Raw genomic sequence first — 23,418 nt, forward strand, 5'->3', positions numbered from 1 at the left:
AATCGGTGGCGGCTGCACCACCGTTAGCCGAGTTTACTGCCGCGACGGTGGCAAGATCCGTGGGAACCTTGTCATTGTGACAGCGCACCAGCCGCCGCACACTGCGCCCATCTTCCCTTAGAGGTGCACCATGGACGCCATTCGCACCATCGCTTGCCTGGTTTATCCCGATGTCATGAGCCTGGACGTAACCGGCCCAATGCAGGTGTTCGCCTCGGCCAATGTCGAGCGGCAGCGGCAGGGTTGGCCGGCTGCTTACGAGCTCCTTCTGCTTGGTGAGGCGCCAGGCGCCGTTGCCACTTCGGCGGGGTTCAAGTTGGTCGCCGATGCAGCCTGGCCCGAAATCGATCCTGGATCGTTGGATACCCTGCTGGTTCCGGGTGGCCTTGGCGTCACCGCGCAGATGCACAACGGGCCCCTGCTGGATTGGCTTAGAGCCGCCGAGCAACGGGTGCGGCGGCTGGGATCGGTGTGTTCCGGCGCGTTGATCCTCGCCGAAGCCGGGCTGTTCGACGGGCGCAGGGCGACCACCCACTGGGCAGACCTCGAAGCCCTTGGCGAGTACGCGGCCGTGGAGGTGCACGGCGACAGTCTGCATACCTTTGATCCGGCTGATTCTGCTGCGGCGCACCTGTTCAGCTCGGCTGGCGTCACGGCGGGCATCGACCTAGCGCTGGCCCTGGTGGAGGCGGATCTAGGCCGTGCGCTGGCCCTCTCGGTTGCCCAGCGGCTGGTGATGTTTCTGCGCAGGCCCGGCGGGCAGACGCAGTTCAGCCCGATGCTCGCAGCGCCCAGCAGCGCGGTAGGCCGCCTGACCGCGCTGCTCGAGTGGCTGCCAGCTCATCTGAGTGACGATCTCTCCATCGAAGCCCTGGCCGAGCAGGCGCACATGACGCCACGCACCTTGTGCCGGCTGTTCAATCAGGAAGTCGGCATGGGGCCGGGTCGCTATATCGAGCGGCTGCGCCTGGAAGCAGCGCGCAGCTTGCTGTTGAGCGCCGAAGCCTCGATCACAACGGTGGCGCGGCTGACCGGCTTCGGACATCCGGAGAACCTGCGGCGCAGCTTTCAGAAGCACCTGTCGGTAAGCCCACGGGACTTCTCACAGCGCTTCGGCTGAGCCCGACGCGCCACACCTTTCGCTCACAGCAGGCCCTTGGCACATAGCCGGGCACGGCTGTGCCCGTTTTCCAGCGTCGCGAGGCGATCTTCATGCATCTACTTTTCCGCAACCCCCAGGTGTTTCGCCTGTTCATGGCTCAGGCGCTATTCTGGTCCTGTTCGATGACCGGCATCATCCTCACTTCGATCGTCGGCCTGCGCTTGGCACCCTTCGCGAGCCTGGCGTCTTTGCCGCTTGCGGTGCTGATGCTTGGCGGCCTGCTCGCTCTGCAGCCGATCGCCTGGCTCATGCAGCGCCATGGACGCAAAGTTGGCTTTCTGTTCGGCGCGCTGGCCGGTGTGCTTGGTGGGCTGCTAAGCGCGCTATCGCTGTGGCTCGACAGCTTCACCCTGCTCTGCCTCGGTTCCTTGCTGATCGGCGGTTATCAGGCATCGGCCATGTACTACCGTTTTGCGGCGATGGAGGCAGTGAGCGAAGCCTTCAAGGGGCGCGCCACGGCCTGTGTGATCGGCGGTGGCGTGATCGCTGCTCTGGTCGCCCCTTCACTCGGCAATGCCGCTCGCGGACTGATCGATACACCCTTCGCGGGCGCCTATCTGCTGATCGCTGCGCTGGCAGCAGTGGGTGTAGCGGTACTTTCCGGCCTCAGCACGACTGGCACGGCAAGCGCATCACCGAGCGCACCGTCGCGGGTGTCGTGGCGCGAACTGCTTTCTCGGCCGACCATCAGGGCCGCGGTGTTGACCACCGCCGCCGGTCACGGATTGATGATTCTGGTGATGAACGCAACGCCTCTGGCAATGCACGGCGAAGGAATGGATCTGCAGGCCAGCGGCCAGGTGATCCAGTGGCACATGCTCGGGATGTTCCTTCCGGCCTTCGTCGCCGGGCCACTGGTAGATCGGCTGGGCAGTCGCATGGTGGCCTGCGTGGGCGGTGGTTTGCTGATCGTAAGCGCAGTCGTCGCTCTGCTTGGCGTCAGCCACTGGCACTTCATGGTCAGCAGCTGTCTGCTCGGTATCGGGTGGAATCTCATGCTCGTCGCCGGCTCGACGCAGCTGGGGCAGGGCCATGCACCAGACGAACGCGCCCGGGCGCAGGGCCTGATGGAGCTGAGCAATGGCAGCGTGGCGGCAGTGATGTCCTTCGCCTCGGGCGCGCTGATCGCGCAGGCGGGCTGGGCGGCGGTGAACATCGGGCTGCTGCCGATCATGACGCTGGTGGTACTGGTGCAGGTTGCTCAGGGGTATCGGCAAAGGCAGGAGGCTTGAAGTGGCATGCTGGAAAGCAATCCGATCCCAACTAGGTCGCTCGATGTACAAAGTTTCGCCGCTTCAGTTTATTTGCCTAGCGAATTTTCACATCTTCGGGGGCTGCCCAGTAACAGCATCGGGACTGGAGGTCGAGAAAGCTATAGGGCAGCATGGCTACCCATATCCTGCCCACATCCGACATGCACTCAAACTTGATCCGTTATCCAACACTCCGCACCGGCCGCCTGATTTTGGTGCCCTTGCAGCTGAACGACGCTGAAGCTATCCAGTTATTGTTTCCGCACTGGGAAGTTGTCCGCTATCTGGCAAGCGCCGTGCCCTGGCCCTACCCGTCCGACGGCGCGTTGCAATTCGTGCGCGACCACGAGCTTCCCGCTATCGGGCGGGGCACCCAATGGTCATGGACGATCCGGCTTCGAATCTCACCTGAGCAACTCATTGGTTCGATCTCCCTCTACGACGAACCGGACAACAACCGCGGCTTTTGGCTCGCGCCAAAGTGGCATGGCCACGGCTACATGGGAGAAGCCTGTGAGCCGGTCAACCGCTACTGGTTTGAAACCCTGAATCGCCCGGTTATGCGAGTGCCGAAGGCCGTTGCTAACCAGCCCTCTCGACGCATTTCGGAGCGTGAAGGAATGCAGCTTGTAGACACGCGAGACGGCCATTTCGTATGTGGGGCAATGCAACAAGAAATCTGGGAGCTCAATAGGAAACGGTGGCTTGAATTACAAGGCACGCGTATCGACTGATACAGACAATCGCCCGCGGGTCATTGGATCGCCATCAAACTCCACCACCTGAAGCCCGACGCGTTGTCAGCGCGGCCGAACCCCATCCAGGATCAGCGCCTGCAGACTCTTGAGCGTTTCCTCGAAGAACGCCGGATCATCCAGCGTCTTGCCTGCCACCGCCTCAACCTGCACACGGAAGTCGGCGTAGTGCTGGGTGGTCGCCCAGAGCGAGAAGATCAGGTGATGCGGCGCGATAGGCGCGAGCTTGCCGGCGTCGATCCAGGCCTGGATCACCGCGACCTTGTTCTCGACCAGATCGTGCAGCGGCTGCTGCAGCTCGCCCAGCAGCAGCGGCGCGCCCTGCATGATCTCCATGCAGAACAGCCGCGATTCGGCGGGATGGTCGCGGGAGAGTTCGAGCTTGACCCGCAGGTAATCGCGGATCGCCTCGACCGCGTCCTGCTCGACGCTGAATGCCTGCAGCGGCTGCAACCAGACCTCCAGCAGCTGGCGCAGGACGTTGGTGTACAGCTCTTCCTTGCTGCCGAAGTAGTACAGCAGGTTGGTCTTGGAAACGTCGGCCTGGGTCGCCACCTGATCGAGGCTTGTACCGTGCAGGCCGAAACGGGAGAACAGCTCCAGCGCGGCCTGGAGGATGCTGGCGCGTTTGCTTTCGATCATGCGCAGGCGCCGGTCCTGGGCGCTGGCACTCGGTACGCGGGTCGCGCCCTTGAGCCGAGGGGTCTTGCTGGCAGTGAGGCGCTTGCGGGGCGGAACGGGAGGCTGATCTGTCACGGGATTACCGGCTGGGTTCGAACGAGCCGCTACTGTAGCGCGGCGAGTGTGTGGCGCACGAGCGACGAAGGCGGCTGCGACTGCTGCACGATCTTCGTGCGCCGCGCACAAACCAGGTGCTCCGATTCAGACCAAATGGTCCACATTACACCACCTAAATAACTCATCTCCTTGATTCAAAAGCAAAATCAGATTCTGGCCTGCATCCTGCTAATGCACCTTCGACCCTGCCCGTCACGTTCGGGCAGCGCTTTCTAGCCATTGCGTACAGAGGTGCTACCCATGGATGTTGGTGTTTTCATTCCGATCGGCAACAACGGCTGGCTCATTTCCGAAAATGCGCCGCAGTACATGCCGACCTTCGAACTGAACAAGGCCATCGTGCAGAAGGCCGAGGGCTACGGCTTCGATTTCGCGCTGTCGATGATCAAGCTGCGTGGCTTCGGCGGTAAGACCGAGTTCTGGGAGCACAACCTGGAATCCTTCACGCTGATGGCGGGCCTGGCCGCGGTCACCAGCAAGATTCAGTTGTTCGCCACCGCCGCCACCCTGACCCTGCCGCCGGCCATCGTCGCGCGCATGGCTTCGACTATCGATTCGATCTCCGGCGGCCGCTTCGGTGTGAACCTCGTCACCGGCTGGCAGAAACCGGAATACACGCAGATGGGCATGTGGCCGGGGGATGAATTCTTCGGCACTCGTTATCAGTATCTCGGCGAGTACGCCCAGGTGCTGCGCGACCTCTGGGCCACCGGCCGCAGCGACTTCAAGGGCGAGCACTTCCAGATGGAGGACTGCCGCGTCAGCCCGAGACCCCAGGCGGACATGAAGATCATCTGCGCCGGCTCATCCGATGCCGGCATGGCCTTCTCGGCGCAGTACGCCGATTACAACTTCTGCTTCGGCAAGGGCGTGAACACCCCCACCGCCTTCGCCCCGGCCACCGAGCGGCTGCTCAAGGCCACTGAGAAGACCGGCCGCCACGTCACCTCCTGTGTGCTGTTCATGGTGATCGCCGACGAAACCGACGAAGCCGCTCGGGCCAAGTGGGAGCACTACAAGGCCGGCGCCGATGAGGAAGCCATCGCCTGGCTTGGCGAGCAGGGTGCCGCCGACAAGGGCGCCGACAGCAACATCCGGCAGATGGCCGACCCGACTTCGGCAGTGAACATCAACATGGGAACGCTGGTGGGTTCCTACGCCAACGTGGCAAGGATGCTCGATGAGATCGCCACCGTACCCGGCATGCAGGGCGTGATGCTGACCTTCGACGATTTCCTTGAGGGCGTCGAAGCCTTCGGCCAGAAGATCCAGCCGCTGATGCAGAGCCGCCGGCACGTCACCGCGCTCAAGGAATCGGCCTGATGAACGCCGTCGAACAGATCTCCGGCTACGGCCTGAGCGCAACGGACGAACCTGTGCAACTGCCGGCACGACCCGAGCCGCTGGCGATGAAGGCGAGCGAAACCGCGCTAATCGTGGTGGATATGCAGAACGCCTATGCCAGCCGCGGCGGCTATCTCGACCTGGCAGGTTTCGATGTTTCGGCGACCCAGCCGGTGATCGCGAAGATCCGCCAGGCGCTGAACGCGGCCCGCGCCGCGGGCATGCAGGTGATCTTTTTGCAGAACGGCTGGGACAACGGGTACGTCGAGGCGGGCGGGCCGGGTTCACCCAACTGGCACAAGTCCAACGCGCTGAAGACCATGCGCAAGCGCCCGGAACTGGCCGGCACACTGTTGGCCAAGGGCGGTTGGGATTACGCGCTGGTGGACGAACTGGCACCGCAGCCCGGCGACATCCTGGTGCCCAAGCCGCGCTACAGCGGTTTCTTCAATTCACAGCTGGACAGCACCCTGCGCGCCCGTGGCATCCGCAACCTGGTGTTCACCGGCATCGCCACCAACGTGTGCGTGGAATCGACCCTGCGCGACGGGTTCCACCTGGAGTACTTCGGTGTGGTGCTGGCCGATGCCACCCACCAGGCCGGGCCGGAATTCGCCCAGCAGGCGGCGCTGTACAACATCGAAACGTTCTTCGGCTGGGTCTCCAGCGTCGACGCCTTCTGCCGGAGCTTCGCGACCACGCCAGAGGTGGCGGTAGCCAGCTGATTACCCCAAGTGCCCGACCGCGACGCCCGCAGAGGCGTCCGCCGGGTTCGCCTGAATGCCTTGCAAGGAATCAACCACATGCCCAAGCAATCGATCATCCCCGCCAGAACCGGCAAACCGCTCGCCCCGTACGTGCCCGGCTCCATGGCCGATGGCGTGGTCTACGTTTCCGGCACACTGCCGTTCGACAAGGACAACAACGTGGTTCACGTCGGCGACGCCGCCGCGCAGACCCGCCATGTGCTGGAAACCATCAAGGGCGTGGTCGAAGCCGCCGGCGGCAGCATGGACGACGTCACCTTCAACATGATCATGCTCACCGACTGGGCCAACTACGCCAAGGTAAACGAGGTGTACGCCGAGTACTTCCCCGGCGAAAAGCCCGCGCGCTACTGCATTCAATGCGGGCTGGTGAAGCCCGATGCGCTGATCGAGATCGCCAGCATCGCCCACGTCGGCCAATAGCGCCTGCCAGAGCGGGTCAGCCGGCACGCCAGCGGCCCGCTGATCGACCTCGCGGAGGGAGTGACATGCACTACGAACTTCATGGTCGCATGGAGCCGGATGCACCGACCCTGGTGCTCAGTTCCGGCCTCGGCGGCGCCGCTGCCTTCTGGTTGCCGCAGCTGCCGGCACTGACGCAGGACTACCGGGTGCTGGTCTACGATCAGCTGGGGACCAACAAGAGCCCGGCGAACCTGCCGGCGGGCTACTCCATCGAATCCATGGCAGTGGAATTACTGGAGCTGCTGGACACCCTGGGCATCCGCCGCTGCCATTTCATCGGCCATGCACTCGGCGGGCTGGTCGGCTTGCAGATCGCCCTGCTGCGGCCGCAGCTGTTGCAGAGCCTGGTGCCGATCAATGCCTGGAGCAGCCCCAACCCGCACAGTGCGCGCTGTTTCGCAGTACGCCTGAAGCTGTTGCACGACAGCGGCCCGGCAGCCTATGTGCAGGCGCAGTCGCTGTTCCTCTACCCGGCCGACTGGATCGCGGCCAACAGCGAGCGACTGGCACGCGACGATGCCCATGCACTGGCGCATTTCCCACCGACGATGAATCTGGTGCGGCGCATCGAGGCACTGCTGGCCTTCGATATTGAGGCCGAGCTGCCGCGCATCACCACCCCGATCCTGCTGATCGCCAACCGCGACGACATGCTGGTGCCCTGGCAGCGTTCGCAGCACCTGGCCGCCGTCCTGCCCAATGCCCAGCTGGCGCTGCTGAACTACGGTGGCCACGCGTCCAGCGTCAGCGACAGCGAACCCTTCAACCAGATCCTGCTGGACCATCTTGCCGAGCAATGCGGCCAGGTCGCAGCAGCCTGAGGACCCGAACATGCACGCCCCCATCGACTCGAATGCCCTCGCGACGCTGTTCAGCGAGGCCCGCACCCACAGCGCCTGGCTGGACAAAGCGCTACCGGATGCCCTGCTCGAGCAGCTCTACGACCACGTCCGCCTCGGTCCGACCGCGGTCAATAGCTGCCCGGCGCGCTTCGTCTTCGTACGCAGCGCCGAGGGCAAGCAGAAGCTCGCGCCCTGCCTGTCCAAGGGCAACCTGGACAAGACCCTGGCCGCGCCGGTTACGGTGATCGTCGCCTATGATGAGGACTTTCCGGAAACCCTGCCGGAGCTGTTTCCCCACGCCGATGCGCGCAGCTGGTACGCCGGGCAGCCGGCGCTGATCACCGAGAACGCGCTGCGCAACAGCTCGCTGCAGGCCGGTTATCTGATCCTCGCTGCCCGCGCTTTGGGGCTCGATTGCGGACCAATGTCCGGCTTCGACGGCAAGGCGCTGGATGCCGCCTTCTTCGCCGGCACGAGCTGGAAATCCAACCTGCTGATCAACCTCGGCTACGGCGACACCAGCAAGCTGCGCGACCGCCTGCCACGCCTGCCCTTCGACCGGGCCTGCGTTCTTGCCTGATGGAGAAACGACCATGCAACTGGCTCAATGCGAAACCACCAGTCAATTCAGCGCTTCAGTGATTCGTCAGGATTATCGCGACGCCATGGCGCGCCTGGCCGCGGCGGTCAATATCATCACCACCGACGGCCCCAGTGGCCGTGCCGGCTTCACCGCCACCGCGGTGTGCAGCGTCACCGACGAACCGCCGACGCTGCTGGTGTGCCTGAACCGCAGCGCATCGGCGCATCCGATCGTCACCGCCAACGGGCAGTTGTGCGTGAACACCCTGGCCGGTGCGCAGCGGGACTTGTCCAACCTGTTCGGCGGCAAGACGCCCATGGCCGAGCGCTTCGCCGCAGCGCAATGGAGCACCGGCGTGACCGGTTCGCCGCTGCTCGACGGCGCCACGGTGTCGTTCGACTGCCGCATCAGCCACAGCGCCAGCGTCGGCACCCACGACATCCTCTACTGCGAAGTGCTCGCCGTGCACCGCCGTGACAGCAGCGACGCGCTGGTGTACTTCGGCCGCAACTACCACGGCCTTTCAAGCAGCTGAGCAAACGAATGCTCTCCCATCGGGCGGGCTTGGGCGCATCCGCGGTGCAGAATGCGGTGGGCTGAAGTCCACCCTACAAAACCTCGAAGCCTTCTGTGCCTGCGCTCCACGTCGCATCCCTCGTAGGGTGGGCTTCAGCCCACCAGAGCGCGCCAACTCGCCCCAAGCCGGCGACAAGACCGCTATCGCAAACATCCTCGTAACCCAATCCAAGCCTACCCATCTGTTGCGCAATGCCTGGCACTACCCGATACGCACTCGTATCAGCCATAAATGTTATGTTATAACTAATCAATCAATCTTGCCGGGCACCCGCTCATGACCGAAGCCGAACTTCTCGCCCAACCCGCCGAGGCGTACATGAACGCCGAACAACAGGCCTTCTTCCGCGACCTGCTGCTGCACCAGCGACAGGAATTGCAGAGCCGCATCGCCGAGGAATTCGACGCCTTGCGCGAAGTTGAACCCAGCAGCGATCCAGCCGACATCGGCAGTGCCGAAGAGCAGCGCCAGTGGCAGCTGCGCGTGCTCGAGCGGGAAAAGAAGCTGCTGGACAAGATCGACGATGCGCTGGATGCCATCGCCCGCGGCGAATACGGCTGGTGCGCCGAGACTGGCGAACCCATCGGCCTGCAGCGCCTGCTGTTGCGCCCCACCACGACGCTGTCCATCGAGGCGAAGCAACGCCAGGAACAGCGCGAAAAACACCAACGATCCGCCTGAGAGACCGCCATGAACCGCCTCCCCGTAACCGTCCTGTCCGGCTTCCTCGGTGCCGGCAAGAGCACCCTGCTCAACCACATCCTGAAGAATCGCGAAGGCCGCCGCGTCGCGGTGATCGTCAACGACATGAGCGAGATCAACATCGACGGCAACGAGGTGCAGCGCGGCGTCAGCCTCAATCGTGCCGAAGAAAAGCTGGTGGAGATGAGCAACGGCTGCATCTGCTGCACCCTGCGCGAAGACCTGCTTGAGGAAGTCGGCAAGCTCGCCCGCGAAGGCCGTTTCGACTACCTGTTGATCGAGTCCACCGGCATTTCCGAACCGCTGCCGGTGGCCGAAACCTTCACTTTCCGCGACGAGCAGGGCCAGAGCCTGGCCGATCTGGCTCGCCTGGATACCATGGTCACGGTGGTCGACGGGGTTAATTTCCTGCGTGACTTCCAAGAGGCAGAAAGCCTCGCCAACCGCGGCGAAACCCTTGGCGAGGACGACGAGCGCTCGGTCACCGAGCTGCTGATCGAACAGGTGGAGTTTGCCGACGTCATCCTGATCAGCAAGATCGACCTGATTTCCGCCGTCGAGCGCGAAGAGCTGACCGCCATCCTCGGTCGGCTCAACACCCATGCCGAGATTCTGCCGATGAGCATGGGTCAGGTGCCGCTCGACCGAATCCTCGACACCGGCCGTTTCGATTTCGAACGCGCCGCCCAGGCGCCGGGCTGGCTCAAGGAAATGCGCGGTGAGCATGTGCCGGAAACCGAGGAATATGGCATCGCCTCCACCGCCTACCTGGCGCGCCGGCCGTTCCATCCGCAGCGTTTCTACAACTTCCTCAACCGCGAGTGGAGCAACGGCCGCCTGCTGCGCTCCAAGGGTTTCTTCTGGCTCGCTACCCGCCCCGAGGAAGCCGGCAGCTGGTCGCAGGCCGGTGGGCTGATGCGCTACGACTACGCCGGGCGCTGGTGGCACTTCACGCCGGAGTCGGCCTGGCCGAGCGACCGCGAAAGCCGCACGGCGATCCTTGGCAAATCCCGCGGCGAGTTCGGCGATTGCCGCCAGGAACTGGTCTTCATCGGGCAGAACATCGACTTCGACCAGCTGCGCCGCGAGCTGGACGCCTGCCTGCTGAACGACAGCGAGTGGGCCTTGGGCATCGACGGCTGGCTGCGCCTGCCGGACCCGTTCGGCCCCTGGCACGAGCAGGTCGCCTGATGCTGGCGCAGCGGATCATCCGTCCACAGCCACGCCAGCTGCTGGGCGATTCTCCGGCAATACTCGGCGAAACGCTGAACGACGGCGTCAACCTCAGCGTATGGCAGCGCCAGCTGCCGCTGCATATTGTCGAGTTCGCCGAGACCCTGCTGGCGCTGGGCGAGCCATTGGCGGAGTCGCTGACCCTCGAGCCGAGCGGCGACGGCGAGCTGCAGCTGTCAACCCTGGCGGCAGCCCATCGGGACGTTGCCGGCCACGCCGGTTTCGTTGCTGACGTGGTCTGGCTGGTGCGGGCGTTCGCCTGCCTGGTCGATGCGCGGCGCATCGGCCTGCGCCTGCGGCTGCTGGACAAGCCCATGTGCCCGCGCTTCCACGTCGATCATGTACCGCTGCGGCTGATCACCACCTATGCCGGCGCGGGTAGCGAATGGCTTCGCGAGGACGGCATGCCACGTCGGCGTCTCGGTGATCCGGCAGCCGAACCGACAGACCCGGCCGCCATCGAGCAGCTTGGAGCTGGCGACGTGGCGTTGTTCAAGGGGGAGAAATGGCTGGGTAACGAAGGCGCCGGGATCATTCACCGCTCGCCGCAGGCGACCAGCACCGAGCGCCGCCTGATCCTGACGCTGGACTGGCTGGCCTGAAGCAGAAGGGCCGACAGCCGCAGCTGCGGCCCTTCGGATCGACAAGATCCGATCACGCGGCCATCTTTTCGCACTCGTCAGCACACTTGCGGCAGGCTTCGGCGCAGGCCTGGCAATGATCGTGCTTATGCTGGCCGCACTCCGCGGCGCAATCACGGCAGACCTGCGCGCAGAGCTTGCAGAAGGCCCTGGCATAGGGGCTGTCGCGGGTCATCAGCACTGCAGCGATCGCACACATGTCGGCGCAGTCACGATCGAGTTCGATGCAGCGCGCCATCATCTTCACGTCGTCCTCGCGCAGGCAGGAGGCCGCGCAGGTCTCGCAGACCAGGGCGCAATTGGAACAGGCCTGGATGCATGACTGGTAACTGGAATTGAGCATGGGATGTCCTCCATTTGGTGTGCCAGCGGAATGCGGTACGGCGGGGCCCTCTCCGGGCCACGCGAACCGCCCCTTACTAGGTAGGAGTTGGACGGTCCGGCGAAGTTCAATCCGTTCGCCGGATGGCCTCTTGCAGCATGGCGCAGCGCAGCCACGGCAGCGCCGCTACAATGGCTGCCCCGCAAACCTTCACCGACGCCGTAACTGCCATGCCCTTTACCCTGTCCGCGCCCTGCGAGTTGCTGGAAGTCATCAGCAAAAGCCGCTTCCTGGTCAAGGCCGCACCGGTGCAAAGTCCGGAAGAAGCGCAGGCATTCATCCAGGCGGTCAGCGATCCGACCGCTACGCATAACTGCTGGGCGTGGAAGATCGGCAATCAATACCGCTTCAGCGATGACGGCGAGCCCGGCGGCACGGCGGGCCGGCCGATGCTCACCGCCATCGAAGGGCAGGATTTCGACCGGGTCGCGGTGGTGGTGATCCGCTGGTTCGGTGGCATCAAGCTAGGCACCGGCGGCCTCGCCCGTGCCTACGGCGGCACCACCGCCAAATGTCTGCAGGCCGGTGAGCGCAGCGAGCTGGTTTCGCGCTCGCGCTGCCGCTGTCATTGCCGCTTCGCCGAACTGGCGCTGCTCAAGGCGCGCCTGGGCGATTTCGAAGCGCTGCTGGAAGCCGAGCATTTCGATGCCGAAGGCGCGACGCTGGAGATTGCCCTTCCCGCCGCTCAGCTGCAGCCGCTGGGCAGATTGCTTGCTGATATCACCCGCGGTCGTAGCCAGTTGGAAACGTCAGACTAGAGCCTGCGTTGCCCACAAATACTGTGGAAGCAATTGTGGATAACATTTGTATGGCGTGCTGCGAAGCGCCTGCCACGGGGGCTGCAGAAATCTGTACATTTTTTAATCAGAGCGCCTTGCAGGCCCACCACTATCACGTTAAACGCTTGAATTGCAGTGTTTTTTGACTGAGCGGTCGCGCGATTACGCAATGGCATCAATCGCGTTCTGCCAGCTGCCAGTTATGCCCGATTCGCGTGGAGAAGTGTGTGGATAACATTGGGAACAACCTTGCCAGGCCGCGCCGTGCTTGGCTCGCAGACCGCTGGTCAAATATTCGCCAAATGAAACGAAGGCTCCATCGCACTGTCATCGACGCCTGCTAGGCGCGGCAAACAGCCAATGGCCATATCCGGATGCGACAACCCGTCGCTAGAATGCCCTCATACCCGCAAGACGAGAATTTCGCGATGCAAGACTGGCTCAACAACCTGCCCAAGGCCGAACTCCACCTGCACCTGGAGGGCTCGCTGGAGCCGGAACTGATGTTCCGCCTGGCCGAGCGCAACAAGATCGCCCTGCCCTGGAATGACGTCGAAGCACTGCGCAGCGCCTACAACTTCGGCAACCTGCAGGAGTTCCTCGATCTCTACTACGCTGGCGCCGACGTGCTGCGTACCGAGCAGGACTTCTATGACCTGACCTGGGCCTACCTGCAGAAGTGCGAAGAGCAGAACGTGGTGCACACCGAGCCCTTCTTCGACCCGCAAACCCACACCGACCGCGGCGTACCGTTCGAGGCCGCGCTCAACGGCATCAGCGCCGCGCTGGCCGATGGCCGTGAGCTGCTGGGCATCAGCAGCGGGCTGATCCTCAGTTTCCTGCGCCACCTGCCGGAAGAGGAAGCCTTCAAGACCCTGGAACAGGCATTGCCCTATCGCAACGCCTTCTTCGCCGTCGGCCTGGACAGCTCCGAGGTCGGCCACCCGCCGAGCAAGCTCCAGCGCGTGTTCGACAAGGCGCGTGGCGAAGGCTTGCTGACCGTTGCCCATGCCGGCGAGGAGGGCCCGCCGGAATACATCTGGCAGGCGCTCGATCTGCTCAAGGTCAGCCGCATCGACCATGGCGTGCGCGCCGCGGAAGATCCGAAGCTGATCGCCCGGCTGATCGAGGAGCAGATCCCGCTCACGGTCTGCCCGCTGTCCAACACCAAGCTCAAGGTGTTCGCCGACATGCGCCAGCACAACATCCTCGATCTGCTGGAGCAGGGTGTGAAGGTCACGGTGAATTCCGACGATCCGGCCTATTTTGGCGGCTATGTCACGGAGAATTTCGTCGCGCTGCACGAAAGCCTGGGCATGACCGAAGCCCAGGCCCGCCGCCTGGCGCAGAACAGCCTGGACGCCCGCCTGGCGTACTGAGCCATTCGTCGGCGCAAGGCCGACCTGCGACACCATGGCTCGCCGCACGGGCCATGGCTGCGCCTAGACTGTGCGGCGTTCGACACGTGAGGAGATCGCCATGCACATTCTCGTCCGCCCCATGACGCCCCACCCCGACAGCGCCTGGCAGGTCTGCCTGGATCGCCAGCGCATCACCTTTCGCAGCGAAGCCGAGGCCAGGGCCTTCGCCGAGACCCTGCAGCGGCGCCTGCAGGCGCCCCATCGGCTGCCGCTGAGCGCCTGACCTCACTCCGTGCTGGCGCGGGCGGTGCCATAGGCGACCAATGTCGCCAGCAGCCCGCACAGACTCATGATCGCCGCCAGCGGCACCGCGGTGCCGTTGTGCAGCGCCCCCACCGCGGAAGCGGCAATGGCCGCGATGGTGAACTGCAGGCTGCCGAGCAGAGCCGAGGCGCTGCCGGCATTGGCGCGCTGATCGGCCATGGCGCAGGCGGTGGCATTGGGCAGCAGGCAGCCCAGGCAGGACACACAACAGAACAGCGGGATCAGCAAGGGCCAGAGCGATTCGGGCTGCGCCGCCGCCACTGCCAGCAACGCCAGCGCACTGGCGAAGAAGAACCACACCCAGCGCCGCACCCAGAATTCCGGCCCGCGCCAGCGCACCAGCCGCACGTTCACCTGCGCCATCAGGATGAAGCCCGCCGCATTGATACCGAACAGCCAGCCGAAATGCTCCGGCTTGACGCCGTACAGCTCGATGAAGACGAACGGCGAACCGGTGATGTAGGCGAACATGCCGGCCATGCACAGCGCGCCGGTCAGTACGTGGCCGATAAAGAAGCGATCGCGGAACAGGCGCAGGTACTGCCCTAGCGCGCCGGACATCGGCTGGCGCGGCAGCCCGGCCGGATAGGTTTCCGGTAGCCAGAGCGTGACCGCCACCAGGCACAGCGCGCTGAACAACGTCAGCAGGATGAAGATCGACGGCCAACCGAACGTCGCCAGCAACGCACCGCCGGCCACCGGTGCGAGGATCGGCGCCAGGCCCATCACCAGCATCAGCTGCGAGAACACCTTGGCGCTGGTCATCGGATCGCAGAGGTCGCGCACCACGGCCCGCGCCACCACCATGCCGGCGCAGCCACCCAGCGCCTGCGCGAAGCGCACGCCGATCAGCCAGTCCATCGACGGTGCGAAGGCGCTGGCCAGCGATGCCAGGGTGAACAGGGTCACGCCCACCAGCAGCGGCCCGCGCCGCCCGTAGCGATCGGCCAGCGGACCGTAGACCAGCTGACCGATGGCCAGACCGACGAAATACGCCGCCAACGACAGCTGGACGTGATCGACACTGGTACCGAAGGCCTGCGCGATCAGCGGAAATGCAGGCAGGTACATGTCGATGGCCAGGGGACCGAACGCGCTGAGCGCGCCCAGGATGAGCAGAATCCGCAAAGACATCAGAGGCTCGCAAAGCAGGAAAAGGGACGTGCCGAGGCCAATGCTTGGACCGCGGCCTCGGTGGGACAATTGCACCGGCGTGCAAGATGCTGTTACATACACCGCCGATTGTAAACATGCATCGCGACGAGATGCCTCGTTACACTGGTCGCCTCCACCGCTGCTGGATGCCTGAAGCAGCCGCTACCGCCGAACCTGCCCATGCGCCGAACCAAAGAAGAAGCCGAGAAGACCCGCATCGCCATCCTCGCCTCCGCCGAGCGGCTGTTTCTGGACAAGGGAGTGGCCCACACCAGTCTCGATCAGATCGCGCGCGACGCTGGCGTGACGCGCGGCGCCGTGTACTGGCACTTCCAGAACAAAGCGCACCTGTTCCACGAGATGCTCAATCAGATCCGCCTGCCGCCTGAGCAGATGACCGAGCGGCTGTGCAGCTGCAATCAGCAGCAGCCGCTGCAGGCTCTGATCGCCCTGCGCAACCTGACGGTCGAGGCCATCAGCACCCTGGCCAGTAACGAGCAGAAGCGCCGGATCTTCACCATCCTGCTGCACAAGTGCGAATTCACCGACGAGCTGCGCGAGGCCGAAGAGCGACATCACGCCTTCATCAACCAGTTCATCGATCTGTGCGAGAACCTGCTGCGCAACGCCTCGGCCTGCCTGCGGCCCGGCGTCTCGCCGCGCCTGGCGGCATTGTCGCTGCATGCGCTGGTGGTCGGGCTGTTCACCGACTGGACCCGCGATACCGGGCTGTTCGCGCCGCTGGTCGACACCAAGGCGCTGATCGACCCGCTGTTCCGCGGCCTGGTCCGCGACTGGCCGGACGACCCCGACCAGCTCGGTGCCTGAGTGCCGGCATGATCACGCCACCTGATAGCCCTCCTCGCTGATCGCCTGGCGAATCGCCTGCTCGCTGGCGCTGCTCTGCACCTCGACCGTCCCGCTCGCCAGATCCACCTTCACCTGGGCCTGCGCGTCCAGCGCCTTGATGGCCTGGGTGACCGCGCGCTCGCAGCTGCAGGTCATTCCGCTCACGTTGAATACAGGCATCGTCGTTCTCCTCGATCGTTGGATGGATCGATTTTCGAGCTTGCCACCCTGGCAAGGTCAAGGCCCTGGCTGTCGCGGATCATGGTGTTGACCTTGCCATAGGGTTAAGGTCGATCCTGAGCGCATCGCCATCCAAGGAGACACAGCCATGTCCAGCGCCACCCATACGCTGCCGGTCAGCGGTATGACCTGCGCCAGCTGCGCCGGCCGCGTCGAACGCGCCCTGCTCAAGGTACCGGGTGTGGCCAGCGCCAGCGTCAACCTGGCCAACGAGCAGGTGCGCGTCGAAAGCAGCGAGGCGGACGTCGCGGCCCTGATCGAAGCCGTGCAGAAGGCCGGCTATGGCGTGCCGGTGCAGAGTCTGGAGCTGGCCATCGACGGCATGACCTGCGCCAGCTGCGTTGGCCGCGTCGAGCGTGCCCTGCTCAAGGTGCCCGGGGTGCGCAGCGCGGCGGTGAATCTGGCCAGCGAGCGCGCCCACGTCGAAGTACTCGGCACGCCGGACCCGGCCGCGCTGATCCAGGCCGTCGGGGCAGCCGGTTATCACGCCACGGCGAGCAGCGAGCGCCGCCCGGCGGCCGATGCCGAACGACGCCTGCAGCGCGAACGCTGGGCGGTGATCGCCGGCCTGCTGCTGGCCGCACCGCTGGTGCTGCCGATGTTCGGCGAGCTGTTCGGGCAGCACTGGATGCTGCCCGCATGGATCCAGTTCCTGCTCGCCACGCCGGTGCAGTTCGTCCTCGGTGCGCGCTTCTACGTCGCCGGCTGGAAGGCGGTGCGCGCCGGTGCCGGCAACATGGACCTGCTGGTCGCCATCGGCACCAGCGCCGGTTATGGCCTGAGCCTCTATCAATGGTGGGCGACGCCGGCCGGGCAGATGCCGCACCTGTATTTCGAGGCCTCGGCGGTGGTCATCGCCCTGGTACTGCTGGGCAAGTACCTGGAGAGCCGCGCCAAGCGCCAGACCAGCGCGGCGATCCGGGCGCTGGAAGCCTTGCGTCCGGACCGCGCGACACGGGTAGTCGAAGGCCGCGAGGAAGATGTTGCCATCGCCGCGCTGCGCCTCGGCGATCTGGTACTGGTCCGCCCAGGTGAGCGTTTCCCGGTGGACGGCGACGTGGTCGAGGGCGAAAGCCAGGCCGACGAAGCGCTGATCAGCGGCGAGAGCCTACCGGTGAACAAGGCGCCGGGCGACCGCATCACCGGCGGCGCGATCAATGGCGAGGGCCGCCTGCTGGTGCGCACCACCGCGCTCGGTGGCGAGACTGTGCTGGCGCGGATCATTCGCCTGGTGGAAGACGCCCAGGCGGCCAAGGCGCCGATCCAGAAGCTGGTGGACAAGGTCAGCCAGGTGTTCGTCCCGGCGGTGCTGGTGATCGCCGTGTTCACCCTGATCGGCTGGTTGCTCACTGGCGCGCCGGCCGAGGTCGCGCTGATCAATGCGGTGGCGGTGCTGGTGATCGCCTGCCCCTGCGCGCTCGGCCTGGCGACACCAGCGGCGATCATGGCCGGCACCGGCGTGGCGGCACGCCACGGCATCCTGATCAAGGACGCCGAGGCCCTGGAAGTCGCCCATGCGGTGAATGCGGTGGCCTTCGACAAGACCGGCACGCTTACCTCCGGCAAGCCGCAGATCATCCACCTGCATGCGCTGGAAGGTGACGAGGCGAGCCTGTTGCGCCTGGCCGGCGCTCTGCAACGTGGCAGTGAACACCCGCTGGCACGTGCCGTGCTGGAGCGCTGCGAAGCCGATGGCGTCGCGGTGCCGGATGTGCAGAAGAGCCAGGCCCTGAGCGGCCGCGGCATCGCCGGGACGCTGGACGGTCGGCAGCTGGCGCTGGGCAATCGGCGCATGCTGGACGAATTCGGCCTGCAACCGGGCGAGCTGCTGGATACCGCCCAGCGTTGGGAAGCCGAAGGCCGCACGCTCTCCTGGCTGGTGGAGAGCGCACCGCAACCGCGCGTGCTCGGCCTGTTCGCCTTCGGTGACAGCCTCAAGGAAGGAGCCGCGGCGGCGATCGCCGCACTCGATGCCCGGCATATCCGCAGCCACCTGATCACCGGCGACAATCGCGGCAGCGCGCGGGTGGTGGCCGAAGCACTGCACATCGACGACGTGCATGCCGAGGTGCTGCCGGCAGACAAGGCCTCCACCGTGGCGGAGCTGAGGAAGGGCGGCGCCGTGGTGGCGATGGTCGGCGACGGCATCAACGATGCCCCGGCCCTCGCCGCGGCGGACGTCGGCATCGCCATGGGCGGCGGCACCGACGTGGCCATGCACGCCGCCGGCATCACGCTGATGCGCGGTGATCCGCGCCTGGTGCCGGCAGCGCTGGAGATCGCCCGGCGCACCTACCGCAAGATCCAGCAGAACCTGTTCTGGGCCTTTATCTACAACCTGGTGGGCATTCCGCTCGCCGCCTTCGGCTTTCTCAGCCCGGTGGTGGCTGGCGCGGCGATGGCCTTGTCGAGCGTCAGCGTGGTGAGCAACGCCCTGCTGCTTAAGCGCTGGAAACCAGAAGATTGATGGCCTAGCCCTCGATTCGAGCGCCTGCAAAACCCGGGGCGCTCAGCCAGCCATCACCGACATGCCTGGAGTGCGTATGAACATTGGCCAAGCAGCAACGAAAAGCGGTCTTTCGGCGAAGATGATTCGCTACTACGAGTCCATCGACCTGATCGCCCCTGCCGGGCGCAGTGCCAACGGCTATCGCCTCTATGGCGAAGAAGACCTGCACCGCCTGGCCTTTATCAAACGGTCGCGAGACATGGGCTTCTCGTTGGACGAAGTGAGCAAACTGCTCGCTCTCTGGCAGGACCGCCAGCGTGCAAGCGCCGACGTCAAAGCTCTGGCCGGCGCTCATATCGACGCGCTTAACCAAAAGATCGAGGAGTTAGTAGGCCTGCGCGACTCTTTGCAAGAGCTGGTCGATACCTGCCAGGGTAACGACCGGCCGGACTGCCCGATCCTCAGGGACCTGGAATCCGGCTGCTGCCCAAAAGGCAGCGACAAATAGTCGGAACATCGCGGCGCCAAGCACGGGGCAGACGATGATCGCCATGCTTCGCCCCCTAATAGAGTCCGCGCCCCTCGCAAGCAGGCGGCGTGGCATAACCGCAACCAGTTCGTACGCCGCTTAAATCCAGCATCATCGCCGCCTTGCCTCCCGGCCATTGGTCTACCCCGTATGCGCTGTCTCCACGGGTCCAAATCGCCTGCCCCGGTGGCAGCCGTTCCGTCGCCGCTTATCACCTGGCAGGCAAGCCTCGATGGAAAAACTGAACGTGAGAGTTCGCGTCGGGTTTCTCGTGACTTGCGCTATGCCTGCAAGCGTCGCAGATGCCTCGACAACCATTTGTCGAATTTATGGCGCCATATTTAGGGCAACCTCAAGTCTTAACCTCTCGTGCCGAAAACACGGCATACCTCAGCTGTCGACGGTCTGTCGCAGCCCATCTGATCGTCTCTCGCAAGTGGTATCTGAATGAACAACTGGTTTGCAAACATAGGAGTCAGCAGGAAACTCGCACTCGGCTTCGGCGCCGTGCTGGTCCTGACCATCATCCTCGCGTGGAACGGCTGGGGCAGCCTTGGCAGCGTCATCCAGCGCAGCGGGTGGATGACCGAAATCTCCCTGTTGAACAAGACCCTGACCGACCTGCGTATCGCCCGCCTGCAGTTCATGTTGGCCAATGGCGACAACGAGTCCACCGAACGTCTGGACAAGAACCTGGGCATCTACCTGGCGCAGCAGACCAAGCTGCTCAATACGTTCAAGAACCCGATCAACGTCGCCCAGCTCAAGGAGCAGGCCGGCTACAACGCGCAGTACCAGAACTCGCTGAACGATATGCGCAAGGCCTACAACCAGGCCAACGGTTCACGGCAAGTCATCGACGGCGCCGCTACCCGTCTGAGCGAGCTGACTGCCAGCGTCTCCAATCATGTGATTCAGCTGCCGGAATACGATGAAGATCGCTTCGCGCAGCTCCTGGCGATCAGCCTGATCAAGGAAGACGTGCAGCGTGCGCAGTACCTGCTGCGCGTCTATATGGCAGCACCCGGCAACGATGCCGCCAAAGCGATCTACACCCAGCTTGACGCCGCGCAGGCCACTCTGGGCCGACACGCTGGCGCCCTCGACGATGACAGCGGCGCCGCGGTGCAGCAGATCCGCTCGGTGCTCGGCGAGTACCGCGGCGCCATCGAGTCGCTGGAGACAGCCACCCAGGTGATCGCCAAGGCGCGCCAGGAAATGACCGACCAGCAGAAGGAGATCGTCCGTATCAGCGACTCGCTCTATCAGTTCCAGCTCGATCAGCTCGATGTGGAGAGCGCCGCCGCCCGCACGCGCCTGATCGTCAGCACCCTGCTGGCACTGGTACTCGGAGCGCTGGCCGCCTGGCTGATCACCCGCCAGATCGTGCTACCGCTTCGTGCCACCATGGCCGATGTTGAGCGCATTGCTTCCGGTGATCTCAGCGCCACCGCGCAGGTTCATCGTCGCGACGAACTGGGCGTGCTGCAGCGCGGCATTCAGCAAATGGGCTCGACCTTGCGTGAGTTGATTGGTGGCATTCGCGATGGCGTCAGCCAGATCAGCGCAGCTGCCGAAGAGCTGTCCGCCGTCACCAAACAAACCAGCGCCGGCGTGAATAGTCAGAAGGAAGAGACCGACCAGGTCGCCACCGCCATGCACGAAATGTCGGCGACCGTTCAGGAAGTGGCACGCAACGCCGAACAGGCTGCTCTGGCCGCCACCGAGGCGGACAGCGAAGCCCGTGAAGGTGATCGCGTTGTGACCGAGGTGGTGACGCAGATCGAGCGCATGGCCACCGCCGTGGTGCGTTCCACCGAGGCGATGACCGCGCTGCAAGGCGAAAGTGACAAGATCGGCAGCGTGATGAACGTGATTCGCGCCGTTGCCGAGCAGACCAACTTGCTGGCACTCAACGCTGCCATCGAGGCTGCTCGCGCTGGCGAAGCCGGCCGCGGCTTTGCCGTAGTCGCAGACGAAGTGCGCGGCCTGGCGCAACGCACGCAGAAGTCCACCGAGGAAATCGAAGGGCTGGTCGCCGCGCTGCAGAACGGCACGCAGCAGGTCGCCTCGATCATGCACACCAGCCGCGACCTGACCGACAGTGGTGTCGAGCTGGCGCGCCGCGCCGGTGCGTCGCTCGGCAACATCACCCGTACCGTTTCGAACATTCAGGCGATGAACCAGCAGATCGCCGCGGCGGCCGAAGAGCAAAGCGCGGTGGCCGAGGAAATCAGCCGCAGTGTGGTGAATGTGCGTGATGTGTCGGAACAGACCGCTGCCGCCAGCGAGGAAACCGCTGCATCGAGCACCGAGCTCGCCCGCCTCGGCGGCCAGCTGCAGATGATGGTAAGCCGCTTCAGGCTCTGATTAGGGCCTCTTAGGGCCTAGCAACACACCACGGGCAGCGTCCTGCCCGTGGTGCAAAACCGCTTCAGCTGGCCTGGGATTGCAGGTAGTTCTGCAGGCCGATGCGGTCGATCAGGCCAAGCTGCTGCTCGAGCCAGTAGGCGTGATCTTCTTCGGTGTCCTGCAATTGCAGGGCGAGGATGTCGCGAGTCGGGTAGTCGCCATGCTGTTCGGCCAGGGCGATACCCTGAGCCAGCGCGGCACGCACCTTGTACTCCAGCGCCAGATCGCTACGCAGCATGTCCGGCACAGTATGGCCGGGATGGATCGGCTCCGGTGTCATGTCCGGGGTGCCTTCGAGAAAGAGGATGCGCTGCAACAGTGCATCAGCATGCTGGGTCTCCTCCTCCATTTCGTGATTGATGCGTTCGTAGAGCTTGGTAAAGCCCCAATCGGCGTACATCCGCGAGTGCAGGAAATACTGATCGCGCGCCGCCAACTCCCCGCGCAACAGCTCCTTCAGATAGTCGATTACCGGTGCCTGGCCTTGCATTGCGTATTCCCCATGACTGATGCGCCTTGAACAGCGGGCAAGCATCCCCGCTGCGTCCACGGCGGTCAAGCGCTCCAGAGCCGCAGCCGTGCAACCTCAAGTGTGGCAGAGCTCTGGCAGAAATCGACTGTTCAGTCACGCCGTTCGCAACACATTGCTGTCGAACTCCTGCGCTGGCACTGGACTCTATTGTCAGTCCTAGCGCGTGCCACACCGCTATAACCGCCAATCAGACAGGAGCCCCGATGACGTCAACGCCAGCTTTCCCAGTGTCCAAGGCCTGGTTGACGATCATCGTCTGTGCGCTGCCGCTGCTCGGCGGTTGTTCCTCGGAGGCCGAGCCGGCGCCCGAGCCACCACGCGTGGCCTTGGTCGAGCCCTTGCAGCCGGCCGAGCCGAAGGCCGAGGCGCTGCGCTTTTCCGGCGTAGTGCGCAGTGTGACCACCACCCAGTTGTCCTTCGAGGTGGCTGGCCGCATCGAGCGCATCCTGATCGACGAAGGCACTCGTGTTCGTCGCGGGCAAGCCCTCGCACAGCTGGACCGCACCGACTATCGCCTGCAAATGCGGGAGGCCGAAGCGCGCCTGCGCCAGCTCGAAGCAGACCTGGCGCGCAAGCGCACCCTGCTCGCCGAAGGCATCCTCGCCCCCGCCGCCATCGAGGCGCTGGAGGCCAACACGGTGGCCGCCCGCGTGGCCCGCGACAGCGCCCAGCGCAATATCGATCACAGCACCCTGACGGCGCCATTCGATGGCGTCGTGGCTCGACGGCTCGCCGAACCGGACATGGTGGTAGCGGTCGGCACTCCGGTATTCGAGATGCAGGACAACCGGCATATCGAGGTCAGCGTCGATCTGCCGGAAAGCGCGGCGCTGAGCGTTCCGCTCGGGCCCGAGCTCAAGGCCGAGGCCGAGCTGGTGATTGCCGACCTGCGCCTGCCGCTGCGCTACAAGGAACACAGCACCCAGCCGCGCGAAGGCGCGCGCACCTATCGCCTGGTGCTGCAGGGCGAACCGCCGGAGGATTTCAACCTGCTGCCCGGTATGGCCATGCGCGTCAGCCTGGAGCGCCCCGCCCGGCCACAGACGGACGATGACGGCTTCCGCCTGCCGCTGTCGGCACTGCAGACCGACAGCAACGGCAAACACTTCGTCTGGCAGGCCGACGACGGCCGCGCCCGGCGCCATCCGGTTCAGCTGCACCAAGTCGATGGCGATCAGGCGCTGATTCGCGGCGACGCACTGCAGGCGCAGATGCCAATCGTGGTAGCAGGTGGCAGCAAGTTGCACGAAGACCAGCCGATCGAAGCGCGGGAGCGGAACTGAG

25 protein-coding genes and 1 pseudogene are annotated in these 23,418 nt (G+C 64.6%); 21 read left to right on the forward strand and 5 right to left on the reverse strand.

What is annotated here, in order from left to right; translation table 11 throughout:
- The first annotated feature begins 130 nt into the window (after positions 1-130).
- The 3 genes from AAEZ08_RS17860 (at position 131) to AAEZ08_RS17870 (ending at position 3,149) form a co-directional block, all read left to right on the forward strand.
- Positions 131-1,120, forward strand: a complete 990-nt coding sequence (locus AAEZ08_RS17860; protein ID WP_003283185.1) for a GlxA family transcriptional regulator — start codon at positions 131-133, stop codon at positions 1,118-1,120.
- 92 nt (positions 1,121-1,212) lie between these two features.
- A complete protein-coding gene (locus tag AAEZ08_RS17865) occupies positions 1,213-2,394 on the forward strand; it encodes an MFS transporter (RefSeq protein ID WP_058065146.1) in 1,182 nt (393 codons plus the stop codon).
- Positions 2,395-2,546: 152 nt separating this feature from the next.
- On the forward strand, positions 2,547-3,149 hold the full coding sequence (locus AAEZ08_RS17870; protein ID WP_500124811.1) for a GNAT family N-acetyltransferase: 603 nt from the start codon (positions 2,547-2,549) through the stop codon (positions 3,147-3,149).
- Positions 3,150-3,215: 66 nt separating this feature from the next.
- On the opposite strand, the gene rutR is transcribed toward AAEZ08_RS17870, so the two are convergent.
- Positions 3,216-3,926 (reverse strand): HTH-type transcriptional regulator RutR, encoded by a 711-nt coding sequence (gene rutR, locus AAEZ08_RS17875; RefSeq protein ID WP_500124812.1) that lies wholly within the window; start codon positions 3,924-3,926, stop codon positions 3,216-3,218.
- 282 nt (positions 3,927-4,208) lie between these two features.
- Here rutR and rutA point away from each other — a divergent pair, with 282 nt between their 5' ends.
- The 9 genes from rutA (at position 4,209) to AAEZ08_RS17920 (ending at position 11,083) form a co-directional block, all read left to right on the forward strand.
- On the forward strand, positions 4,209-5,291 hold the full coding sequence (rutA, locus tag AAEZ08_RS17880) for a pyrimidine utilization protein A (protein ID WP_500124813.1): 1,083 nt from the start codon (positions 4,209-4,211) through the stop codon (positions 5,289-5,291).
- Positions 5,291-6,037: a pyrimidine utilization protein B gene (gene rutB, locus AAEZ08_RS17885; protein WP_500124814.1), complete on the forward strand. Its 747-nt coding sequence runs from the start codon at positions 5,291-5,293 to the stop codon at positions 6,035-6,037. The genes rutA and rutB overlap by 1 nt, the downstream gene beginning before the upstream one ends.
- Before the next feature lie 78 nt (positions 6,038-6,115).
- Positions 6,116-6,502, forward strand: coding sequence for a pyrimidine utilization protein C (gene rutC / locus AAEZ08_RS17890; RefSeq protein WP_500124815.1), 387 nt, complete (start codon positions 6,116-6,118; stop codon positions 6,500-6,502).
- Between the two features lie 65 nt (positions 6,503-6,567).
- Positions 6,568-7,365 carry a pyrimidine utilization protein D gene (gene rutD, locus AAEZ08_RS17895; RefSeq protein WP_500124816.1) on the forward strand — a complete coding sequence of 266 codons (798 nt, stop codon included), beginning with the start codon at positions 6,568-6,570 and terminating at the stop codon, positions 7,363-7,365.
- A 10-nt stretch (positions 7,366-7,375) separates the two neighbouring features.
- Positions 7,376-7,966, forward strand: coding sequence for a malonic semialdehyde reductase (locus AAEZ08_RS17900; RefSeq protein ID WP_427702047.1), 591 nt, complete (start codon positions 7,376-7,378; stop codon positions 7,964-7,966).
- A 13-nt stretch (positions 7,967-7,979) separates the two neighbouring features.
- Entirely contained in the window at positions 7,980-8,504 is a 525-nt protein-coding gene (rutF, locus tag AAEZ08_RS17905) for an NADH-dependent FMN reductase RutF (protein ID WP_500124817.1), read from the forward strand.
- Positions 8,505-8,822: 318 nt separating this feature from the next.
- A complete protein-coding gene (gene dksA, locus AAEZ08_RS17910; RefSeq protein ID WP_122098019.1) occupies positions 8,823-9,227 on the forward strand; it encodes an RNA polymerase-binding protein DksA in 405 nt (134 codons plus the stop codon).
- A gap of 9 nt (positions 9,228-9,236) precedes the next feature.
- Positions 9,237-10,439 (forward strand): zinc metallochaperone GTPase ZigA, encoded by a 1,203-nt coding sequence (gene zigA, locus AAEZ08_RS17915; RefSeq protein WP_500124818.1) that lies wholly within the window; start codon positions 9,237-9,239, stop codon positions 10,437-10,439.
- A complete protein-coding gene (locus tag AAEZ08_RS17920; RefSeq protein ID WP_011914627.1) occupies positions 10,439-11,083 on the forward strand; it encodes a DUF1826 domain-containing protein in 645 nt (214 codons plus the stop codon). The genes zigA and AAEZ08_RS17920 overlap by 1 nt, the downstream gene beginning before the upstream one ends.
- A 52-nt stretch (positions 11,084-11,135) precedes the next feature.
- On the opposite strand, the gene AAEZ08_RS17925 is transcribed toward AAEZ08_RS17920, so the two are convergent.
- Positions 11,136-11,465 (reverse strand): four-helix bundle copper-binding protein, encoded by a 330-nt coding sequence (locus AAEZ08_RS17925; RefSeq protein ID WP_255847889.1) that lies wholly within the window; start codon positions 11,463-11,465, stop codon positions 11,136-11,138.
- A gap of 209 nt (positions 11,466-11,674) precedes the next feature.
- On the opposite strand from AAEZ08_RS17925, the gene AAEZ08_RS17930 reads away from it, so the two are divergent.
- The 3 genes from AAEZ08_RS17930 (at position 11,675) to AAEZ08_RS17940 (ending at position 13,927) form a co-directional block, all read left to right on the forward strand.
- A complete protein-coding gene (locus tag AAEZ08_RS17930; protein WP_043942357.1) occupies positions 11,675-12,262 on the forward strand; it encodes an IMPACT family protein in 588 nt (195 codons plus the stop codon).
- Positions 12,263-12,711: 449 nt separating this feature from the next.
- The gene (locus AAEZ08_RS17935) at positions 12,712-13,662 is read left to right on the forward strand and encodes an adenosine deaminase (protein WP_500124819.1); all 951 of its coding nucleotides are present in this window, start codon (positions 12,712-12,714) and stop codon (positions 13,660-13,662) included.
- Between the two features lie 100 nt (positions 13,663-13,762).
- Positions 13,763-13,927 carry a hypothetical protein gene (locus AAEZ08_RS17940; RefSeq protein WP_011914631.1) on the forward strand — a complete coding sequence of 55 codons (165 nt, stop codon included), beginning with the start codon at positions 13,763-13,765 and terminating at the stop codon, positions 13,925-13,927.
- Between the two features lie 2 nt (positions 13,928-13,929).
- Here the strand turns inward: AAEZ08_RS17940 and AAEZ08_RS17945 are convergent, their stop codons facing one another.
- Positions 13,930-15,102 (reverse strand): Bcr/CflA family multidrug efflux MFS transporter, encoded by a 1,173-nt coding sequence (locus AAEZ08_RS17945; RefSeq protein ID WP_500124820.1) that lies wholly within the window; start codon positions 15,100-15,102, stop codon positions 13,930-13,932.
- A 201-nt stretch (positions 15,103-15,303) separates the two neighbouring features.
- On the opposite strand from AAEZ08_RS17945, the gene AAEZ08_RS17950 reads away from it, so the two are divergent.
- Positions 15,304-15,951: a TetR family transcriptional regulator gene (locus tag AAEZ08_RS17950; RefSeq protein WP_011914633.1), complete on the forward strand. Its 648-nt coding sequence runs from the start codon at positions 15,304-15,306 to the stop codon at positions 15,949-15,951.
- Positions 15,952-15,963: 12 nt separating this feature from the next.
- On the opposite strand, the gene AAEZ08_RS17955 is transcribed toward AAEZ08_RS17950, so the two are convergent.
- Positions 15,964-16,152, reverse strand: coding sequence for a heavy-metal-associated domain-containing protein (locus AAEZ08_RS17955; RefSeq protein ID WP_019405330.1), 189 nt, complete (start codon positions 16,150-16,152; stop codon positions 15,964-15,966).
- A gap of 148 nt (positions 16,153-16,300) precedes the next feature.
- Here AAEZ08_RS17955 and AAEZ08_RS17960 point away from each other — a divergent pair, with 148 nt between their 5' ends.
- From AAEZ08_RS17960 to AAEZ08_RS17975, 4 genes and pseudogenes are all read left to right on the forward strand, one after another.
- Positions 16,301-18,679, forward strand: coding sequence for a heavy metal translocating P-type ATPase (locus AAEZ08_RS17960; protein ID WP_500124821.1), 2,379 nt, complete (start codon positions 16,301-16,303; stop codon positions 18,677-18,679).
- A gap of 76 nt (positions 18,680-18,755) precedes the next feature.
- Complete coding sequence (gene cueR / locus AAEZ08_RS17965) at positions 18,756-19,169, forward strand: Cu(I)-responsive transcriptional regulator (RefSeq protein WP_003283158.1); 414 nt, start codon at positions 18,756-18,758, stop codon at positions 19,167-19,169.
- Positions 19,170-19,772: 603 nt separating this feature from the next.
- A pseudogene (locus AAEZ08_RS17970) lies at positions 19,773-20,657 on the forward strand (methyl-accepting chemotaxis protein); the annotation flags it as partial.
- A 198-nt stretch (positions 20,658-20,855) separates the two neighbouring features.
- Complete coding sequence (locus AAEZ08_RS17975; protein WP_500124829.1) at positions 20,856-21,560, forward strand: methyl-accepting chemotaxis protein; 705 nt, start codon at positions 20,856-20,858, stop codon at positions 21,558-21,560.
- A gap of 64 nt (positions 21,561-21,624) precedes the next feature.
- Here the strand turns inward: AAEZ08_RS17975 and bfr are convergent, their stop codons facing one another.
- Positions 21,625-22,092: a bacterioferritin gene (gene bfr, locus AAEZ08_RS17980; protein ID WP_003283157.1), complete on the reverse strand. Its 468-nt coding sequence runs from the start codon at positions 22,090-22,092 to the stop codon at positions 21,625-21,627.
- Positions 22,093-22,337: 245 nt separating this feature from the next.
- On the opposite strand from bfr, the gene AAEZ08_RS17985 reads away from it, so the two are divergent.
- Positions 22,338-23,417, forward strand: coding sequence for an efflux RND transporter periplasmic adaptor subunit (locus AAEZ08_RS17985; protein ID WP_058065105.1), 1,080 nt, complete (start codon positions 22,338-22,340; stop codon positions 23,415-23,417).
- The last annotated feature ends 1 nt before the right edge of the window (position 23,418 follow it).

Source organism: Pseudomonas sp. E45-MNA-CIBAN-0222, from assembly GCF_040310405.1.
Taxonomy (GTDB): domain Bacteria; phylum Pseudomonadota; class Gammaproteobacteria; order Pseudomonadales; family Pseudomonadaceae; genus Stutzerimonas; species Stutzerimonas stutzeri_AC.

Coding starts and splice junctions, on each gene's coding strand:
- AAEZ08_RS17860 (WP_003283185.1), top strand. CDS start 131: ATGGACGCCATTCGCACCATCGCTTGCCTGGTTTATCCCGATGTCATG.
- AAEZ08_RS17865 (WP_058065146.1), top strand. CDS start 1,213: ATGCATCTACTTTTCCGCAACCCCCAGGTGTTTCGCCTGTTCATGGCT.
- AAEZ08_RS17870 (WP_500124811.1), top strand. CDS start 2,547: ATGGCTACCCATATCCTGCCCACATCCGACATGCACTCAAACTTGATC.
- rutA (WP_500124813.1), top strand. CDS start 4,209: ATGGATGTTGGTGTTTTCATTCCGATCGGCAACAACGGCTGGCTCATT.
- rutB (WP_500124814.1), top strand. CDS start 5,291: ATGAACGCCGTCGAACAGATCTCCGGCTACGGCCTGAGCGCAACGGAC.
- rutC (WP_500124815.1), top strand. CDS start 6,116: ATGCCCAAGCAATCGATCATCCCCGCCAGAACCGGCAAACCGCTCGCC.
- rutD (WP_500124816.1), top strand. CDS start 6,568: ATGCACTACGAACTTCATGGTCGCATGGAGCCGGATGCACCGACCCTG.
- AAEZ08_RS17900 (WP_427702047.1), top strand. CDS start 7,376: ATGCACGCCCCCATCGACTCGAATGCCCTCGCGACGCTGTTCAGCGAG.
- rutF (WP_500124817.1), top strand. CDS start 7,980: ATGCAACTGGCTCAATGCGAAACCACCAGTCAATTCAGCGCTTCAGTG.
- dksA (WP_122098019.1), top strand. CDS start 8,823: ATGACCGAAGCCGAACTTCTCGCCCAACCCGCCGAGGCGTACATGAAC.
- zigA (WP_500124818.1), top strand. CDS start 9,237: ATGAACCGCCTCCCCGTAACCGTCCTGTCCGGCTTCCTCGGTGCCGGC.
- AAEZ08_RS17920 (WP_011914627.1), top strand. CDS start 10,439: ATGCTGGCGCAGCGGATCATCCGTCCACAGCCACGCCAGCTGCTGGGC.
- AAEZ08_RS17925 (WP_255847889.1), bottom strand. CDS start 11,465: ATGCTCAATTCCAGTTACCAGTCATGCATCCAGGCCTGTTCCAATTGC.
- AAEZ08_RS17930 (WP_043942357.1), top strand. CDS start 11,675: ATGCCCTTTACCCTGTCCGCGCCCTGCGAGTTGCTGGAAGTCATCAGC.
- AAEZ08_RS17935 (WP_500124819.1), top strand. CDS start 12,712: ATGCAAGACTGGCTCAACAACCTGCCCAAGGCCGAACTCCACCTGCAC.
- AAEZ08_RS17940 (WP_011914631.1), top strand. CDS start 13,763: ATGCACATTCTCGTCCGCCCCATGACGCCCCACCCCGACAGCGCCTGG.
- AAEZ08_RS17945 (WP_500124820.1), bottom strand. CDS start 15,102: ATGTCTTTGCGGATTCTGCTCATCCTGGGCGCGCTCAGCGCGTTCGGT.
- AAEZ08_RS17950 (WP_011914633.1), top strand. CDS start 15,304: ATGCGCCGAACCAAAGAAGAAGCCGAGAAGACCCGCATCGCCATCCTC.
- AAEZ08_RS17955 (WP_019405330.1), bottom strand. CDS start 16,152: ATGCCTGTATTCAACGTGAGCGGAATGACCTGCAGCTGCGAGCGCGCG.
- AAEZ08_RS17960 (WP_500124821.1), top strand. CDS start 16,301: ATGTCCAGCGCCACCCATACGCTGCCGGTCAGCGGTATGACCTGCGCC.
- cueR (WP_003283158.1), top strand. CDS start 18,756: ATGAACATTGGCCAAGCAGCAACGAAAAGCGGTCTTTCGGCGAAGATG.
- AAEZ08_RS17975 (WP_500124829.1), top strand. CDS start 20,856: ATGTCGGCGACCGTTCAGGAAGTGGCACGCAACGCCGAACAGGCTGCT.
- bfr (WP_003283157.1), bottom strand. CDS start 22,092: ATGCAAGGCCAGGCACCGGTAATCGACTATCTGAAGGAGCTGTTGCGC.
- AAEZ08_RS17985 (WP_058065105.1), top strand. CDS start 22,338: ATGACGTCAACGCCAGCTTTCCCAGTGTCCAAGGCCTGGTTGACGATC.